The following is a 15,864-nucleotide window of genomic DNA, read 5'->3' as shown; positions in this document are numbered from 1 at the left end:
CCTCCCGTAACATCGACATCACCTGGTAACACCAATGTCAGATAAATTATATACGGGTGTGGCCGCTACGTTCTATCGTGAAACGACCGACATCGAACGACCTCGAGCGTACCGCCGATCAGACGACCGTCGAAATCGAGGTGAGTGGGTGATGGCGATCGAGTCGACCGCCGGCATCGCGCTCCTCGTCGCCCGCATCGCCTTCGGCGGTGTGCTTGCGTTTACCGGTCTCAACCACTTCATGACGACCGAACAGATGGTCGGGTACGCGGATGCGAAAGGTGTACCGCTCCCGACCGTCTCCGTCCTCGGGTCGGGCGCGATGCTCGTCCTCGGCGGACTGGGAATCGCTCTCGGCGCCTTTGCCGCCGTTTCGGCCGCAGCGATCGCGGCGTTTCTCCTCGTCGCGACCCCGATGATGCACGACTTCTGGAACGTCCCCGAGGCGGAACAGCAGTCCGAGATGACGCAGTTCCTGAAGAACGCCGCCCTGTTCGGCGGGGCGATCGCCTTCGCCGTCCTGGCACTCGAGACGTGGCCCTACGCGATTGGCGTCGGACTCATCTGAGGCTGTCGGCCGACAGTATGAACATCTGCGTCTACATCCAGATCCAACGATGCACACACACGGACTCCACCACGTAACTGCCGTCGCAAGCGATCCTCAGCGGAACGTGGACTTCTACACGGAGGTCCTCGGACTTCGACTGGTGAAACAGACGGTGAACTTCGACGAGACGTCGACGTATCACCTCTACTACGGTAACGAAACCGGAACGCCAGGGACCGTCCTGACGTTCTTCCCCTTCGAGGGTGCACACCAGGGACGGCCGGGCAAGGGGCAAGCGACCGCCACGGGATTCGTCATTCCCGAATCTGCAGTCGACTACTGGGTCGACCGTCTAACGACACACGACGTCGCAGTCGACGAACCTATCGAACGGTTCGACGAGACGGTCGTCCGATTCGAAGATCCCGACGGCCAGCCACTCGAGCTCGTGACCGGCGAGACGGACGTCGAGCCGTGGGCCGACGGTCCCGTGCCCGTCGACGACGCGATCCGAGGGTTCCACGGCGTCACCCTCGAGCCGCTCGATTCCGAGGTAACGGGAACCGTTCTCGAGACCCTCGGATACGAACAGGTCAGAACGGAAGCGAACCGGGTACGGTACCGAGTGCCGGGTGAACGCGCGAGCGTGGTCGACCTGCGGACTGACGGCGGCGAACGTGGCCAGCCGGGCGCCGGGACGGTCCACCACGTCGCGTTCCGGACGCCCAACGACGAGACCCAGGACACGTGGCGCGAGCGACTCTCCGACGCAGGGCTGTTCGTCACACCCCAGAAGGACCGCCAGTACTTCCGCTCGATCTACTTCCGAGAGCCCGGCGGCGTCCTGTTCGAGATTGCGACCGACGGCCCCGGTTTCACTCGCGACGAGTCGGTTCCGGCCCTCGGGACGAACCTGAAGCTGCCGCCGTGGCTGGAAAGTGACCGAGAGCGACTCGAGGAACGCCTTCCCGAACTCGAACAGACGACCGTTTCGGAGGCGAACTGACGTGACTGGACCTCATCAGGATCAGCCTCTCGTGACGGCCGGAACGTCCATAGCAGACGCCGAGGCGGCGGTCGTCCTCGTCCATGGACGAGGCGCGACTGCACGAAGTATCGTCCAGATGGCCGACGAGTTCGACCAGTCCAGCGTCGCGTACCTCGCACCGCAGGCGGCTCGAAACACCTGGTATCCGAACGCGTTCACCGCGCCAGTCGAGGCGAACGAACCTGGCCGATCGTCGGGATTACAGGCGATCGACGACGCCGTAACCGAGGCGAACGATGCCGGTATCCCGACCGAGCAGATCCTGGTGCTGGGATTCTCCCAGGGTGCGTGTCTGGCCAGCGAATACGTCGCCTGCAATCCCACGCGTTACGGCGGTCTCGCCGTCCTGAGCGGCGGTCTCATCGGTGAAACGATCGATCCGGACGACTACGAAGGCGACCTCGAGGGAACGCCCGCGTTCCTCGGCTGTAGCGACGTCGATCCGCACATTCCAGAGAAGCGAGTCCACGACTCGGCAGCGATTCTCGCGCAGTTGAACGGCGACGTGACCAGACGTCTCTACGAGGGAATGGGCCACGGCATCAACCAAGACGAGATCGAGCACGTCTCGAGGATGGTCGCCAGCCTCGTCGAGTGAGACGGAAATCCACGCTGTCAACTGCCCCGCACACGGTGGGGGAATCCGCCTCGCTGTCTAGTTTTGAGCGCGTCGAAGTCGCCTGTACATCGCAGAGCGAGGGACGTTCTACGCCGTGCTCGGTATCGCCCTCGTCGTACTCGCCGTGGAACTCCTCTACTTCGAGCGCGAGGTCATCGAAGAGGAGATTTCCTACCTCGACTCGAGCCCGATTCAGAGAGCGCCGGCGACTGACGACGAGCGCAGCGGCGGTTCGAGCAGACCCGACGACTTTTCGAAGTCGATAACACCTAGTGAAGTACCACGGGGGAAGTGGCCCCTGGCTTCGCCGTGGTCTCTGGCACGGGGCCAGCGCAACGACAGATGGCGAACGTAATCCCGTCCGCGCTCGTCCCACCAGGTGGAACTCGCGTGGAACCAGTACATCGCTTGGCGAGGACACAGGTCTCCCGGTGACATCCTCCTCGCCGTAAACGGAGAGGGATCGAAGATCCCTCAGGCAGTCGGGCTACGCCCGACGACGGCGAGGCTTCCCGTACCGCAGGTTGGGATATTTGCTGGTCTACGATACGGCCTGTTCTCTCGTTTTGAACGTCCCGCTCTCGCGGTCGAACAGGTGTACCGATGGCTGTGCCACACAGCCGTTACTCCTATCCTCACCGTGAGGACTCGGAGTTATCTTCTGACGCATATTCTCCGCCCCGTTACAATCCGCGTTCCCGACCAACTCGCACGACGAGCAGACGTACAGCCCACGTTCGACCCGGTTTGATTTCGTGTCGTCTCCACACCGTGAGCAGGTCTTCGACGTCTCCCACTCGTTCTCTTTCAGCACCTCGACACCACGAATCTCGCCCTTGTATTCGAGGTACTGGTAGATACGGTCAAACGCCCACGAGTGCAACTTCTTGTTACCGGTCTTGCCCCAGTCGGACTCTCGCACGTCTTCGGGCCAACTCACCGCGAGCGTGCCAACACCGCGTTCGACACACTCCGTGATGATGGTGTCCGTGAGAACGTGGTAGAAGTGTGTCTCTCGGTCAGCGAGTTTCCGGCGTGCCCACCTCGACTTCTCCGAGGGGCCGTTCTCCCCTTCGGTGTCGTACTCGGCACGTTTGAAGTAGTGCTTGTCCTGTTTGAGCGAGTTGCCGGGGTACAGGACGTACTCGTCGGGGTACGCGACCGTGGCGATGTTCTTGATGCCGAGGTCGATCCCTGCCACGCCATCTCCTGATGAGTCGTTGGTTTCGAGTTCGACTTTGCAGACGAAGTGCAGTTCCCACTCGTCGCCGTTCCAGACGGCTCGAACGTTCTGCACGCTGTTGACTTCTGTGAGGTCAACGTCTGGGCGTGTCTGGTACTCGCAGAGGATGAAGTCCGACCAGTTCTCTTTCAGGTTCGAGCCTTTCGAGAGGCGGACGCGGTTGTTCTCTGGATCGTGTTTGAACCCGTCTGCCTTGAACGTGACCGTACTCCTGGGACGTGTGTCGCCATGTTTGCGGTAGCCGGGCGGATTCGCCTCGTCGTCCTTGTGTCGCAGGTCGAACCACGACTGAAAAGCGTCAGAAAGTTCTTCGATGACTTTCTGACTGGATTGTGCGTTCAGGTCTTTCCAGCAGGGTTGGTTCTTCATGTACGCTTTCAGCGTTCCGTCATCGGGGATTTCGCCGGTTACCTCCCAGATACGATCAGCTGTCCAGCGTGCGACGTTCCAGATCTTCGAGGCGGAGTCGCCGAGCGAATCGAGACCATCGCTGACCTGTTGGTGGTTCTGGATGGAACCAACGTAGGTGCGCGTGACCTCAATCGCCATATATAGCCCATGTAGGGAAATTTACTTAATGGTTTGGGTTAACGTGGAATATCCGGTCTGCTGTCGAGCGGTGGTTCGCGTAGTTGAGTGACGCGATTCACGCCCGGCGTAAACGCCGGGATTCTCTCGCTGTAAGAAGATAGTGGGCTGGCGCCGTTCTTCGAGCGCGTCTCACTGACGATCGTCGCCGCTGTTGTCGGGGATCGCGTCGACGTACTACTCTGCTCCGCCGATCGTGAGGACGGGCACTGGTGCAGATCGGACTGTCTTTTCGGCGATGCTTCCGAGGAGGATCCGATCCGTGTCGCGTCTTCCTGTCGTTCCCATCACGACAACGTCGATACTGTTGGCATCGATATAGTCGAGGATTGCATCGGCAGAATCACCATGCTCGATCTGTTGTACCGTATCGGTAACGCCGTGTGTCTCCGCTTCTGTGATGACTTCCTCTATGGCTTCGGTCGCTGCCTGTTCGTGATCCTGTTCGGAACCAGTCGACCGAACATCGAGGCCGGTCGATGCGTCGTCCACGACAGAGAGGACGTGAACGGTCGCTTCGAGCGACTCCGCGAACGCTACTCCATGTTGCGCGGCCTGGGTTGCGCCAGCACTGCCATCCGTTGGAACGAGAACGTTCTCGTAGGGGAACGCCAGCTGCTCGTCGGGCTGCATTCTCGCGGTGAGGACGGGCACCTTTGAGAGACGGACGACCTTCTCGCTGACGCTACCTTGGAGATACCGTGACAGCCCCTTTCGAGCGTGAGTGGACATCACGATCAAATCGTGCCCGTACCGATCGGCGTAGTCGACGATCGTGGGTGCTGGATTCCCCTGCACTACGTCAGTCTTGTGCTCGAGACCGAGGGTCTCCAGTGTCTTGCTCGCCTCCTCGACGACGTCCTCGCCTTCCTGGACGAGCGCGTCGACCACCCTGTTTTCGACGACAGTGACGCTATCGCGTGTCGTATCCGCAACGAACAAGAGGTCGATCGTTGCGTCTGCCCAGTGCGCGAGTTCCCCGACGTGGTGGAGAATATCGCTAGAGTCCTCGCTGTCGTCGACGGGAAACAGGATGTTCTGGTACATACTCCCAATACGACCCTATACGGGGGGTGTTTTCTAAGGTGTTTTCACGAGTGTGGTTTCTCCACCGCGTCTTCGAACATACGTGAGTTCCGAGACGTTGTGCGACGAGCAGCACCTCCTGTCGAACGACCGTTCGTACCAACACCGATCGATCGTTCACGCGAACGCTTCACCGGGAGCCAGCGTGATCCATCCAAAAGCCTATAGCAGCGTCTGAAACAGGAACGAATGTTAGGAAATGCACCTCACTACTCCGCTCGAGGCCGATTCAGTGAGCGCGATCCTCGCAATCAGCGTCGACGGGCTTTACTCGGAGACGTCGATTACCCTTATCGGGACTGCGGTTCTCCTCGTGCTCCTCGGTCTTTCCGCGTTCTTCTCATCGTCCGAAATTGCGTTGTTCTCACTCGCCAAACATCGTATCGACGCCCTCGTCGAGCAGGGAACAGCCAGTGCTGAAACGGTCGCCGACCTCAAGTCGAACCCACACCGGCTGCTCGTGACGATCCTCGTCGGGAACAATCTCGTCAACATCGCGATGTCCTCAATTTCGACTGCCATCGTCGGCTTCTATTTCGATCCCGGGGCCGCAGTACTCGTCTCAACGTTCGGTATTACGGCGATCGTCCTGCTCTTCGGTGAAAGTGCCCCGAAATCGTATGCCGTCGAGAACACGGAGTCGTGGGCGTTACGGGTTGCCAGACCGCTCAAACTCTCCGAATACGTACTGTTTCCACTGGTCGTCGTCTTCGATCATCTCACACGATTCATCAATCACTTGACTGGGGGAGGCGCTGCGATCGAGGACTCGTACGTGACGCGCGACGAAATTCAGGAGATGATCCGAACGGGAGAACGCGAGGGCGTCATCGACGAGGAGGAACGGGAGATGTTTCAGCGTATCTTCCGATTCCGAAACACGATCGCTAAAGAGGTGATGACGCCGCGATTGGACGTCGTCGGCATCGACAAAGAGGCAACGCTCAACGACGCAACCACTCGCTGTCTCGAAAGCGGGCACCGACGTCTTCCGGTGTATGCTGATTCCCTGGACAATATCGTCGGAACCGCGGATATTCACGCACTCATCGCAGCCCAACGGAGCGGTAGTGCTGAAGATACGCCTCTTGGCGAGCTCGAGCTCTTGGATCCGCCCCACCACGTTCCGGAAAGTAAACCTGTAGATGAACTGCTTGGCGAGATGCAGACCTCGCGAACCCAGATGGCGGTCGTCATCGACGAATTCGGAACGACGGAGGGACTCGTGACGGTCGAGGACCTCACCGAGGAGATTGTCGGCGAGATTCTCGAAGGGACAGAAGATGCACCAGTTACAGAACTTGACGAGACGACAGCGCTGGTTCGCGGTGATGTGGATATCGCCGCCGTGAACGAGCGACTCGGGCTAGATCTTCCGGACGGAGAGGAGTTCGAGACGATTGCAGGCCTCCTGTTCAACCGGGCTGGACGGCTCGTCGAGCAGGGCGAAACGTTCGACGTTGGCGCTGTCCAACTGCGGGTCGAGACGATCGACCAGACCCGCATAACGCAGGTTCGGATCCGCACCGACCGGTCGAAGAATTCCACAGAGTCAACCGTCGAGTCAGAGAGCGCAGACTCGGCTAACGTTCCCACCGTCGAGTAAGTAGATGTCTCTTGTCACGACTACTCTGGGCTTGCTGTATCACTGCGTAGTTGCGTTCGTGTCCAGTACTCACGCAACCAGCCTCCTCGAGTACGGACAGACGGCGGTTGATAGCGCGACTGGCTGGCCCGGTCTGGGAATCATCTTTGTCTACTCGTTTTTGATCGCGTTCGTGCTTCCTGGTCCTAGTGAGGTCGTACTTGCTGCTCCCCTCGACTTTGGGGTCCCACTCTGGGGACACCTTGGTCTCATTATGGGCGTCAGTGCGATGGGGAAAGCCGTTGGTAGTCTGGTGGCCTTCCATCTCGGACAAGAGGCGAAACAGGCTGGCCCGATCGTTCGGTGGTTGCGTCGGTCGCGGTTTGACGTCATCAAGTGGTCTGAACGACGGACCGTTTTGCTCGCTCGACGATATGGATACGGTGGACTGGCCCTCGCCCTGTGTGTCCCGTTCTTCCCGGATACGCTCTCGATTTACGCGTTCGCAATCCTCGAGGAGGACTATCTGAAGTTCGTGATCGCCACGTTTGTGGGGAGTCTGGGACGACTCGTCGTGACGCTCTTTCTCTTCAGTGGTGTCATCACCATCCTGTGAAGGCTATTCGTGGTCATGTTGACACCGGCCAACTGCCTCGGGGTCAAGTCGTTCGAGAATCTTCGATTCTCGTGATCACGGAAATCTTCGATTTCCGGACGACCCCGTGGCATCCGCCTCGCAAATCTGTGAATTACCACGGGTCGCCCGACCCGTGGCTTCCTGTTTCCACGACACACTTTATTGACCCGTCCCGTTGCTCAAGACGAGTTCTGGGTCCGAATCCGCAGGGAGCGCACTCTCCACAGGTATTGTCGAAACGAAAACGTTGATCGAAAAATTGAGCGCTTCGTCACCGTACAGTCTGTCAACCGGGCAATCGGACAAACACTTCGATAAAGGGGTGTCGACCGCATATCGCCGTACTGGAACACATCGATAGAGGGGTGGGCCGTTGTCGAAGACGGACTGAAAACACATCGATAGAGGGGTGTCCAGCGGTGCACATCCCAGCTCGCGGCCTACTTAACCAAGCTGTGGGTCGAGCGAGGACACGGGATACGAGAGGGCAAATCGAGCAATAGGGCCCCTAATACAGCCAATTACACTTCGATAGAGGTGTGTCGTGTCTCAGATTGTGAAACGAATCGGAAACGTACTCGAACGTCGAAAGCCAGCTCCTCACAGCGAAATCGATGCCACTGTACCGTTTCAGTGTGATACGATACCAGTCAAACGGTACACATCGATAGAGGGGTGCCACCAGTTCGATCGGAACACGATCTGGCAGCTTCTCATCGTATTCTACAGGAGGAGCAAGTCGAGTGCCTCGAGGCGTGACCCCTAGCGATTCGCGGCCAGTCACGTCGTATTGCGGAGTTGTGCTCTCACGACCGACTGGACTTCGGCGGGAGCGACGGCGTCGATGCGAGAGTCTTCACGAAGCGTCTCGAGGATCGTCTCGGGTCGCTCGCCGAACTGGAACTCGAGGAACATGCCCGAACTCGGACCGTGGCTCCGGCGTTCGAAGTCGACCAGCGAGTACGTCGTCAACTCTTTCATCTTGTTGACGTAGGTCTCCTGGTGATACTGATCGGCGTCGATCGCGTCGGTCATGAACTCGTAGACCCGGTAGCCCGTCGTACTGCGGGCCGTGCCGTCATCGGTTTCCGCGGCGACGGCAGCAGTTGCGTACAGACAGAGCTTCTTTTGCGTACTGATACCGCGAACGACCTCGAGGACGCGGTTCTTCTCGACTTTGTCCTGGGCGCGTCGGACGTGCGCTTCGCGAACGCGCTCGTCGCCCTCCCGCTCGGCAAGTTCGCCGGCGACGCGCATCAGGTCGATCGCCTTCCGCGCGTCACCGTGAGTCTGGGCGGCGAACGCGGCAGCGAGCGGGATGACGTCGTCGTCCAGGACGCCCTCGTAGAAGGCATCCTGTCGGCGACGGAGAATGGCCTGCAACTGGTTCGCGTCGTAGTCGTCGAAGTGGACGTCTTCGGGCGTAAACGAACTCAACGCCCGGCTGCCGACCGACTCCATCATCTTCGTGTCGTTCGAGATCGCGACGACCGAAATGTACGCGGCCAGGTCGTCGTTGGCACCGGCTCGCGACAGCTGGTAGAGCAGACGGGAAAACGCCGGCTCCTGTTTGTCGCGTCGGCCCACGAGCATGTCCAGTTCGTCGAGGACGAACACGACCGAATCGAAGTTCTCGTTGACGATCCGGTACAGTTCGTCCCACTTCTCTTTCGTCGCGACGCCGTGTTTCGGAACCTCGACGCTGACGCCGGCTTCCTCTGCAGCGCGACTGGCGAGTTCGTACACCGCGACGCCGAGCGTATCGAGGTCCTGGCAGTTGACCTCGATCGTCCCGAAGCGGATATCTCGAGATTTACAGATGCGACTGATGTTCTTGCAGACGGCTTTCGTGATGAGCGATTTGCCAGTCCCGGACGGTCCATAGAGGAAGAGGTTCGGCGGTCGATTGTCACCGAGTGCGACCCGGAGCATCTTCGTGACCTCCTGGAGCTGCTCGTCACGGCCGACGATCCGGTTCTCCTCGACGATGTAGTTCGGATCGAGGAGTGATCGCTCGCGGATCAATCCTTTCTGATCGTCGAACTCCAGTAGCATTTCCTCGATCGACCGGGAGTCATCATCCGGTTCAGTGCTCGACGGGCTCGAACTGGAGAGTGACCCATCCTCCGCTTCTGTGGCCAATTCTGTTCCCGTGGTCGGTTCTGTTTTCGCAGTCTGTTCTGTTCCCGTGGTCGGGTCGTCTTCAGGCTGTACGTTCTCGGTTCGAACGTCCGTTCGTTCTGCAGTGTCCGATCGATCGCCATCGGTCGACTGGAGAGCGTCGTCCGAGGGGAGAGCGTCGCCCGAGGGGAGAGTGTTGTCCGACTGGGGAGTGTCGGTCGAACGAATAGTATCGTCCAGCCGAAGAACATCGTTCGACTGTGAGGTGTCGGTCGACTGTGAGGGGTCGGTCGGCTGGTCAGCGTCACTCGTCTGGTCGGCAGTGTTCGATCGCTCGGTGATGTCCACTCTGTTCAGATCGTCAGATCGATTCGGCGGGTGCTCCGAACGGGACGAATTCGATGAGAACCTCGACTGCGTCGTGCTCTCGTCCTCCGAGGTTCCCTGTTCGGTACGAGAAGACTCGGAGTCGTCAGTACCCATGCTAGGTGGCCACTCAGTGAGGGGTCAAAAAAGTTGTCACCTGTATCGAAGTGTTATCTTCCGAGTCAGTTGTTGAATCGGCCTTCAGCGCCAGTATTAGTAAATTGTCGGCGTTTAATTCGGTAAGCGACGACGAAGTGTTGAGTATGGTGAACAATAGTGCGATTCGTGCAATTGGTGATGAGACACCCCTCTATCGAAGTGTTCGAAGTGTTGGAGGAGGGGGCAGGAAGTCGGGTGAACGAGGATCACAGATAGTCAGACGAGGTGAAAAGAGCGTTAGAATAGCTGAGGATGTAATACACACAGTTTTCTATAGTGAAAGGATCTGTCGAGAGAGTGTCTATCTGTCCTTTATAGAGGGACGAGATTCTGGCTTCGACAGAACACATCGAACACATCGATAGAGGTGTGTGTGAGTGTTCTAGCTAGAAAGCTAGAAGAAGAACAGGAAATCAGCCTTCAGCTATGCCGGCTCGGATCGCTTCTACTTCCGATCTACTGTCTCTACCCGGTGTTTGTGCCGACTCGAGCCGTTCTCCGTCACTCCCGTCGCGTCGAACGTCCCCTCTCTACCCCCTCCCTCGAAAGACATCGAACACATCGATAGAGGGGTGTACGTGTTGCACTTGTTAAACAACTTCTCCCACAGTTCCCAGGAATCACATCGATAGAGGGGTGTCCAGATCGATTATACGCTCGCTATCGCAAAATCGGTACGTAGCCTTTGTAGCCCAGTCTTCGCACGCGTCTGGGATCGACTCGGCAGGTGTCCTGCCGAGCCGATCTCCGACCTGAATCAATCGGTCAGTGAGACGCTCGTCACCTACATCAGATCGTCGTCTCTGAACCGCCCTGCATCTTTGTCTGGTTCTCGGCGAACTACAGCGAGAGGAGTTGTGGGTAAGAGACAGGGCGGAGGCCGTGGGGAGCGGTCGATGGTAACTGCTCGTGGTGACGAACCGACGCTGGGGCTCGTGTGGCGAGCAGGCATCAGATCCACGCGGAGGAAAGTCGGCTTGCGACTCATGCGGACTACTGGACGTCAGTTCCGGTGCAATCGCGACCGTCTTGCGGCTGCACCGGTACATCGGTACAGCAGACCGTATCAGTCGACGCCGCCGACGCCACTCGAGGCGTCTGGGAGGTCGTAGGCCTCGGCGTCGATGTCGAGTTCCTCGAGTGCGGCCTCGAGGTGGCTGTCGTGGGCGTAGTCGGCTCCGTCTTCCTCGCGGATGCGCTGGGCGGTCGCGAGCACCTCGCCGCGTCGATCGTCCGGAATGTCGTACTTGTCGGTCGAGAGTTCGACGATCAGACCGTTGTTGTCGTTCGTGTACAGCGAGTGGAAGATGCCGCGATCGAAGACGTTGTAGCCACGGCCGTCTTCCTCGAGTGCCGCCACGACGTCCTCGAAGTCCTCGGGGGCGACCGAAAACGAGAGGTGGTGGACGCCGCCGACTGGCGTTCGCAGTCGGCCCTGATTCGAGGGTCGGTCGTCGCTGACGAACACGGTGAGGATGCGTCCGTCGCCGGTGTCGAAAAACAGGTGCGTCTGCGAGGGGTCGTCGAGGTTGGGCTGGCGCAAGACGAGGGCCATCCCGAGAAGGTCGCGGTAGAACGCGATCGTATCCTCGGCGTTCGATCCCCAGATCGTAACGTGGTCGGTGCCGGTCGTCCGAAACGGACTCTCCGGGGGCGTTGCAGTTACGGGATGTTCGGTATCGTCGTCTGACATCGCTCCAGAGTAGTCGGCGGTGATGGATATACCTGGTCCACGGCTCGGACTGCTGTCCCGACGTCTGTCGATCGACTCGTTCCAGTGACACCGTCGGCAGCGTCGCCTGGCGAATTTCTCACAGGTGGCAAACTCATCAGGAACATAAAGTAAGTCGACCACTGACGTATCTGTATGAAACTCTCCGCGGCCGTAACCGCCGTCGCCACGACGTTACGTCGCCGTCCCGCCGATCTCCTCCCGTTCTACGTGCTCGGGATCGCCGTGCCCGCGATCACCCGCGTCGGCACCTTCCTGGGTCTCGTCGTCAGCTACCTCTACCTCGAGACCACCGGCCGACTCGAGATGGCCCGTGCGGAACTCGCGAGTCGCGACCTCTCCCCGCCGGACCCCGAGGCACAACCCGAGGCGTTCGCCGAGTGGGCGGCCGACCTCGACCCGGTGCTCGAGGCGTTGTTCCCGCCGGCCGTGGTCGGCATCCTCGCCGTTACGGCCGTCTTCACCGTCATCGCGGCTCTCGTCGCCCACACCGGCGTCGCTGCTGGCCAGCTGGCTGCCTGCGACGCTCGCCTCCGAGACGAACGTGGATTGTCGGCGGGGATCGCGGGCGTTCGCCGCCACTGGCTATCGTTTCTCGGGCTGTTCGTCCTCGAGGCGAGCCTGTGGATCGTGGCGGCGCTTGCGGCGGCACTGTTCGCAGGGGCAGTCGCACTGGGCACCGTCGTCGTCACGGGCGAGACGGCCATCGGCGTCCTCGCCGCACTGCTGGGGTTCGTTCTATGGATCGTCGTCGTCGCCGCCGTCCGGGGCGTGTTCGCGTTCGCCCCGGTCGCCGTCGTCGTCGACGATGGCGGGATCGCCGGGTCGCTCGCTGCGAGTCTCGGCTTCCTCCGGCGGCGACCCGTCGAGGCGGTCTTCTACTACGTGAGTGCGATCGCTGCTATCGTGGGATTCGCCGGCATCTTCTCGCTGCTTTCGGCCGGGAGCGCCGGGAGTCTCGGCTCGCTCGTCGTCGCACTGGTGGTGCTTCCGGCGCTCGACCTCCTGAAGACGACGCTGTACGGCGCATACCGGGGCTCGATCTCACCGCCGTCGTCACCGGATCGGACGTTCCGGACGCAACTCGCCGCAGGAGTCCGTCGCGGCTGGGCCGAACTGTCCACGTTCGTCCGTGACGCGCCCGGCGTTCACGTCGTCGCAGTCGCCGTCACAGTCGCTGGCTTCGCGACGGGATGGCTGCTCGCCGGACCGTTCGTCGGCGTCGTCGAAACGTCGATCGCCGCCCGACTCGAGGGGCATTTCCCGCCCACTGCGGCGATCCAGCTTTTCGTGAACAACTGGACCGTCGCCCTCACGACGGCCTACGCCGGCGTCGCACTCGCCGTTCCGGCGGCCGCCTCACTGGCGTTCAACGGCTTTGCTATCGGGATCTACGCCCGTCTCGAGGTCGACCTCCCCGAACTGATCGCGTTCATCATCCCCCACGGGATCCTCGAGATCCCGGCGATCGTCGTCGCCGGCGCACTCGGCATCCACCTGGGCGTCGTCGCCTGGCGGACGATACGCGGGCGACTCGAGCGGTCGGTGGCCGCAACGGAACTGGAACGGGCGTTCTGGGTGCTCGTCGGGATCGGGCTGGTGCTCGCAGTCGCCGCACTCGTCGAGGGATTCGTGAGTCCGTACTACTTCCGATTCGTCTAGTGGCTCGATCAGGAGTCGCCGAGTCGTCGAGGGCCCGATCGGACGTCGTTGGCGTCGTCGTCGGACAACCAGACGAACGCGGGCACGTAACAGAGCCAGGCGACGACGTACGCGCTTCCGATACCCACGCTGCGTGTGTCGATGCCGGCGAGGAACCCATCTACCACACCGACGACGAGTACCATCCCGACTAGCACCGGGAGGGACGGGCGATCGAGCCAGTCGTACACGACTCCGACGAGCGACCCGACCACGTACCCGACGACGTACCGAGCGGACGCCGCGATGGCGACGTTTCCCCAGAAGAGCGCCGATACCGAGAGGCTGGACTCGATCCCGAACGCATCGAGCAACGCCGTCGCGATCTCGTAGAACGACGCCTGGGTTTGCAAGAGACTCACGACTGCGAGTGTCGCAGTCAGCAGGCCGACGACACGGCCGGCGTTGACGCCGGTTCTGGCTGGATCACTCCGTTCGACCATACGACGGGGAAGTCACAGCAACGTCCTTCGAGGGCGATCGGTACTGACCCGACTCACTTCAGTCGGACGGCAGTCCCGTACGCGATGACTTCCGACCCGCCGTTTGCGATCTCGGAACTCTCGAGTCGAATGTTGACGACGGCGTCGGCGTTCATCGATCGGGCGTCGTCGGCCATGCGCTCGAGGGCCTCGTCGCGGGCGTCGCTTAACAGTTCGGAGTAGGCTTTCAACTCGCCGCCGGTGATGTTCCGGATACTCTGTGTGATGTCTCTGCCAACGTTGCGCGCTCTGACGGTGTTGCCTCGAGCGATACCGAGCGTCTCTTCGATCTCGTGACCGGGGACCGTTTCAGTGGTGACGAACTCCATATGAAAAATGTCTAAGTTAACAGTAGTTAAATTTTCCGCTCGAGTCGGACTATCACGGCGATCCATTCGTCTACGATCGATTTCGATCGGGAGAAGGTGTAGACTGGAACGACCGTTCTCCCCGCCTCGAAGACGAAGCCGATCCTGTGAAAAACACGACGCAGCACATCGTCGCTAGAGCACTGGAAGCGATGGAGAACTACTACGAGTACGGCGACTACAACCATCCTAGTCACGCCAAAGACGGCACGTACCCGCTTCGCGCCAACTCCACAGAAGGGGACAACCTCTCGCTCATCGGCGATGGTGACGTTCCGAATCAGAACGAGCAGAATACTTGTATACATTGTAAACATAGCAGACACCATGGGAACGATATCAACACGGGTTCCGGATGATCTCGAGGGGGAACTCGAAGAATACCTCGAGGAAGAACGTCTGGATCGGAGTACAGCAGTGCGAAAACTTCTCTCGGAGGGACTCCAGGAGTGGCGTCGTGAACAAGCCCTCGAACGACTCGCTGCCGATGAGATTACGCTTACGAAAGGCGCCCAGCTCGCAGAGATGTCTGTCTGGGAATTTGCCCAACTCGCGAAAGATCATGACATCACGTGGGTCTCGGACAATCACCTCGAAGACGATCTCGAGGACCTGTGAATGTGGGTTTTTGACGGTACACCGCTAATCTACCTCGCGAAGGCCGATCAACTCCAACTCGTCTCCGATCTTAACGGCGAATGTTATAGAGAATCGAGGCGAATACACCCGCCTTCCCGTGAAGGACGAGTGTTCCGACCGCTTGGGTCGGAACCGAGGACTGAACAGGCGGGTGATGAAGCCGACACTCCGACAAACAATCCACCAGTTACACCACGGCAGGATATGCCACAGCTATTAAATAACACGATTTCATAACAATAAGTACCGGATGTTGACGACACGCCGTACCTACGTCTGCCGCATCCAGAACCACTCGCAAGTGGCTGATGCGCTTGATAGACACGGATGGTCAGCATCCAAACTCTGGAACGTTGCGAACTACTACGCCCGCCAACAGTGGGACGAAACCGGCACAATCCCCGACGAAAACGAACTCAAACGCGAACTGAAAACCCACCCCAAATACAAGGGACTGCATAGCCAGTCCAGCCAGAACGTTTTAGAAGAACTTTCTGGAGCGTTCAGTTCGTGGTTCGGCTCCGACGACGACCGGGACAACCCACCGGGCTACCGCAAACAGAACTACGACGACGACGATGGCAACAGAGTCCACGAAGAACATCCGCGCTCGACGGTGACGTGGAAACAGAACGGCATCCGCCACGACACGAAACACGACCGAATCCGCCTGAGCAAAGGCAAAAACCACAAAGACGGACGCGACTTCATCCTCTGTGAGTACCAGGCTCCACCAGACGCCGAAGTGGAGAACATTCAACAAGTGCGTGCCGTCTACACCACTGGAAAAGGCCGGTGGGAGTTGCACGTCGTCTGTGAAGTGGAAATCAACGCAGCGTCACCCGGCGAGAACACGGCAGGTGTCGACCTTGGTATTTGGTACGTGTTTAGCCCCGGCTGATTTCGTCACTATCTCGTAGATAGCGACACGTGGGGGACA

At 59.7% G+C, this 15,864-nt stretch carries 13 protein-coding genes and 3 pseudogenes; 9 read left to right on the top strand and 7 right to left on the bottom strand.

The genetic code is table 11. From position 1 onward, the window contains the following. The first annotated feature begins 151 nt into the window (after window positions 1-151). The 3 genes from MU558_RS21005 to MU558_RS20995 are packed head-to-tail and all read left to right on the top strand — an operon-like array spanning window position 152 to window position 2,196. Complete coding sequence (locus MU558_RS21005; protein WP_246975249.1) at window positions 152-568, top strand: DoxX family protein; 417 nt, start codon at window positions 152-154, stop codon at window positions 566-568. Between the two features lie 49 nt (window positions 569-617). Continuing rightward, window positions 618-1,556, top strand: coding sequence for a ring-cleaving dioxygenase (locus MU558_RS21000; RefSeq protein WP_246975247.1), 939 nt, complete (start codon window positions 618-620; stop codon window positions 1,554-1,556). A gap of 1 nt (window position 1,557) precedes the next feature. Continuing rightward, the gene (locus MU558_RS20995) at window positions 1,558-2,196 is read left to right on the top strand and encodes an alpha/beta hydrolase (protein WP_246975245.1); all 639 of its coding nucleotides are present in this window, start codon (window positions 1,558-1,560) and stop codon (window positions 2,194-2,196) included. Between the two features lie 562 nt (window positions 2,197-2,758). Here the strand turns inward: MU558_RS20995 and MU558_RS20990 are convergent. Beyond that, on the bottom strand, window positions 2,759-4,009 hold the full coding sequence (locus tag MU558_RS20990; RefSeq protein WP_246975243.1) for an RNA-guided endonuclease InsQ/TnpB family protein: 1,251 nt from the start codon (window positions 4,007-4,009) through the stop codon (window positions 2,759-2,761). Between the two features lie 216 nt (window positions 4,010-4,225). Further along, complete coding sequence (locus MU558_RS20985) at window positions 4,226-5,095, bottom strand: universal stress protein (protein ID WP_246975240.1); 870 nt, start codon at window positions 5,093-5,095, stop codon at window positions 4,226-4,228. A gap of 238 nt (window positions 5,096-5,333) precedes the next feature. On the opposite strand from MU558_RS20985, the gene MU558_RS20980 reads away from it, so the two are divergent. Then, complete coding sequence (locus MU558_RS20980; protein ID WP_246975238.1) at window positions 5,334-6,740, top strand: hemolysin family protein; 1,407 nt, start codon at window positions 5,334-5,336, stop codon at window positions 6,738-6,740. Window positions 6,741-6,744: 4 nt separating this feature from the next. Continuing rightward, window positions 6,745-7,335, top strand: a complete 591-nt coding sequence (locus MU558_RS20975) for a YqaA family protein (protein WP_246975236.1) — start codon at window positions 6,745-6,747, stop codon at window positions 7,333-7,335. 801 nt (window positions 7,336-8,136) lie between these two features. Here MU558_RS20975 and MU558_RS20970 read toward each other — a convergent pair. The 3 genes and pseudogenes from MU558_RS20970 to MU558_RS20960 all read right to left on the bottom strand — a co-directional run bounded on the left by MU558_RS20970 (window position 8,137) and on the right by MU558_RS20960 (window position 11,695). Then, window positions 8,137-9,411, bottom strand: a complete 1,275-nt coding sequence (locus MU558_RS20970) for an orc1/cdc6 family replication initiation protein (RefSeq protein WP_246975234.1) — start codon at window positions 9,409-9,411, stop codon at window positions 8,137-8,139. A gap of 1,241 nt (window positions 9,412-10,652) precedes the next feature. Further along, window positions 10,653-10,802, bottom strand: a pseudogene (locus tag MU558_RS20965) (IS4/Tn5 family transposase DNA-binding protein); the annotation flags it as partial. A 266-nt stretch (window positions 10,803-11,068) separates the two neighbouring features. Further along, window positions 11,069-11,695 carry a VOC family protein gene (locus MU558_RS20960; RefSeq protein ID WP_246975232.1) on the bottom strand — a complete coding sequence of 209 codons (627 nt, stop codon included), beginning with the start codon at window positions 11,693-11,695 and terminating at the stop codon, window positions 11,069-11,071. Between the two features lie 174 nt (window positions 11,696-11,869). Here MU558_RS20960 and MU558_RS20955 point away from each other — a divergent pair, with 174 nt between their 5' ends. Then, window positions 11,870-13,396, top strand: a complete 1,527-nt coding sequence (locus MU558_RS20955; RefSeq protein ID WP_246975230.1) for a stage II sporulation protein M — start codon at window positions 11,870-11,872, stop codon at window positions 13,394-13,396. Between the two features lie 8 nt (window positions 13,397-13,404). Here MU558_RS20955 and MU558_RS20950 read toward each other — a convergent pair whose 3' ends face one another. Both MU558_RS20950 and MU558_RS20945 read right to left on the bottom strand, forming a co-directional pair. Next, window positions 13,405-13,878: a hypothetical protein gene (locus MU558_RS20950; protein WP_246975228.1), complete on the bottom strand. Its 474-nt coding sequence runs from the start codon at window positions 13,876-13,878 to the stop codon at window positions 13,405-13,407. Between the two features lie 53 nt (window positions 13,879-13,931). After that, entirely contained in the window at window positions 13,932-14,246 is a 315-nt protein-coding gene (locus MU558_RS20945) for a YbjQ family protein (protein WP_246975226.1), read from the bottom strand. 92 nt (window positions 14,247-14,338) lie between these two features. Here MU558_RS20945 and MU558_RS20940 point away from each other — a divergent pair. From MU558_RS20940 to MU558_RS20930, 3 genes and pseudogenes are all read left to right on the top strand, one after another. Next, a pseudogene (locus MU558_RS20940) lies at window positions 14,339-14,560 on the top strand (RNA-guided endonuclease TnpB family protein); the annotation flags it as partial. A 52-nt stretch (window positions 14,561-14,612) separates the two neighbouring features. After that, entirely contained in the window at window positions 14,613-14,903 is a 291-nt protein-coding gene (locus tag MU558_RS20935) for a UPF0175 family protein (protein WP_246975224.1), read from the top strand. A gap of 271 nt (window positions 14,904-15,174) precedes the next feature. Further along, window positions 15,175-15,801: pseudogene (locus tag MU558_RS20930) on the top strand (nuclease/transposase family protein); the annotation flags it as partial. Window positions 15,802-15,864: the final 63 nt, after the last annotated feature.

This window comes from Natribaculum luteum (assembly GCF_023008545.1).
Lineage (GTDB): Archaea > Halobacteriota > Halobacteria > Halobacteriales > Natrialbaceae > Natribaculum > Natribaculum luteum.
The sequence above is the reverse complement of the archived record's forward strand: the minus strand, read 5'-3'. Positions and strand labels throughout refer to the sequence as shown.

Excerpts from the sequence above, each read along its gene's own strand:
- MU558_RS21005 (WP_246975249.1), top strand. The coding sequence starts at position 152 with ATGGCGATCGAGTCGACCGCCGGCATCGCGCTCCTCGTCGCCCGCATC.
- MU558_RS21000 (WP_246975247.1), top strand. The coding sequence starts at position 618 with ATGCACACACACGGACTCCACCACGTAACTGCCGTCGCAAGCGATCCT.
- MU558_RS20990 (WP_246975243.1), bottom strand. The coding sequence starts at position 4,009 with ATGGCGATTGAGGTCACGCGCACCTACGTTGGTTCCATCCAGAACCAC.
- MU558_RS20985 (WP_246975240.1), bottom strand. The coding sequence starts at position 5,095 with ATGTACCAGAACATCCTGTTTCCCGTCGACGACAGCGAGGACTCTAGC.
- MU558_RS20980 (WP_246975238.1), top strand. The coding sequence starts at position 5,334 with ATGCACCTCACTACTCCGCTCGAGGCCGATTCAGTGAGCGCGATCCTC.
- MU558_RS20975 (WP_246975236.1), top strand. The coding sequence starts at position 6,745 with ATGTCTCTTGTCACGACTACTCTGGGCTTGCTGTATCACTGCGTAGTT.
- MU558_RS20970 (WP_246975234.1), bottom strand. The coding sequence starts at position 9,411 with ATGCTACTGGAGTTCGACGATCAGAAAGGATTGATCCGCGAGCGATCA.
- MU558_RS20960 (WP_246975232.1), bottom strand. The coding sequence starts at position 11,695 with ATGTCAGACGACGATACCGAACATCCCGTAACTGCAACGCCCCCGGAG.
- MU558_RS20955 (WP_246975230.1), top strand. The coding sequence starts at position 11,870 with ATGAAACTCTCCGCGGCCGTAACCGCCGTCGCCACGACGTTACGTCGC.
- MU558_RS20950 (WP_246975228.1), bottom strand. The coding sequence starts at position 13,878 with ATGGTCGAACGGAGTGATCCAGCCAGAACCGGCGTCAACGCCGGCCGT.
- MU558_RS20945 (WP_246975226.1), bottom strand. The coding sequence starts at position 14,246 with ATGGAGTTCGTCACCACTGAAACGGTCCCCGGTCACGAGATCGAAGAG.
- MU558_RS20935 (WP_246975224.1), top strand. The coding sequence starts at position 14,613 with ATGGGAACGATATCAACACGGGTTCCGGATGATCTCGAGGGGGAACTC.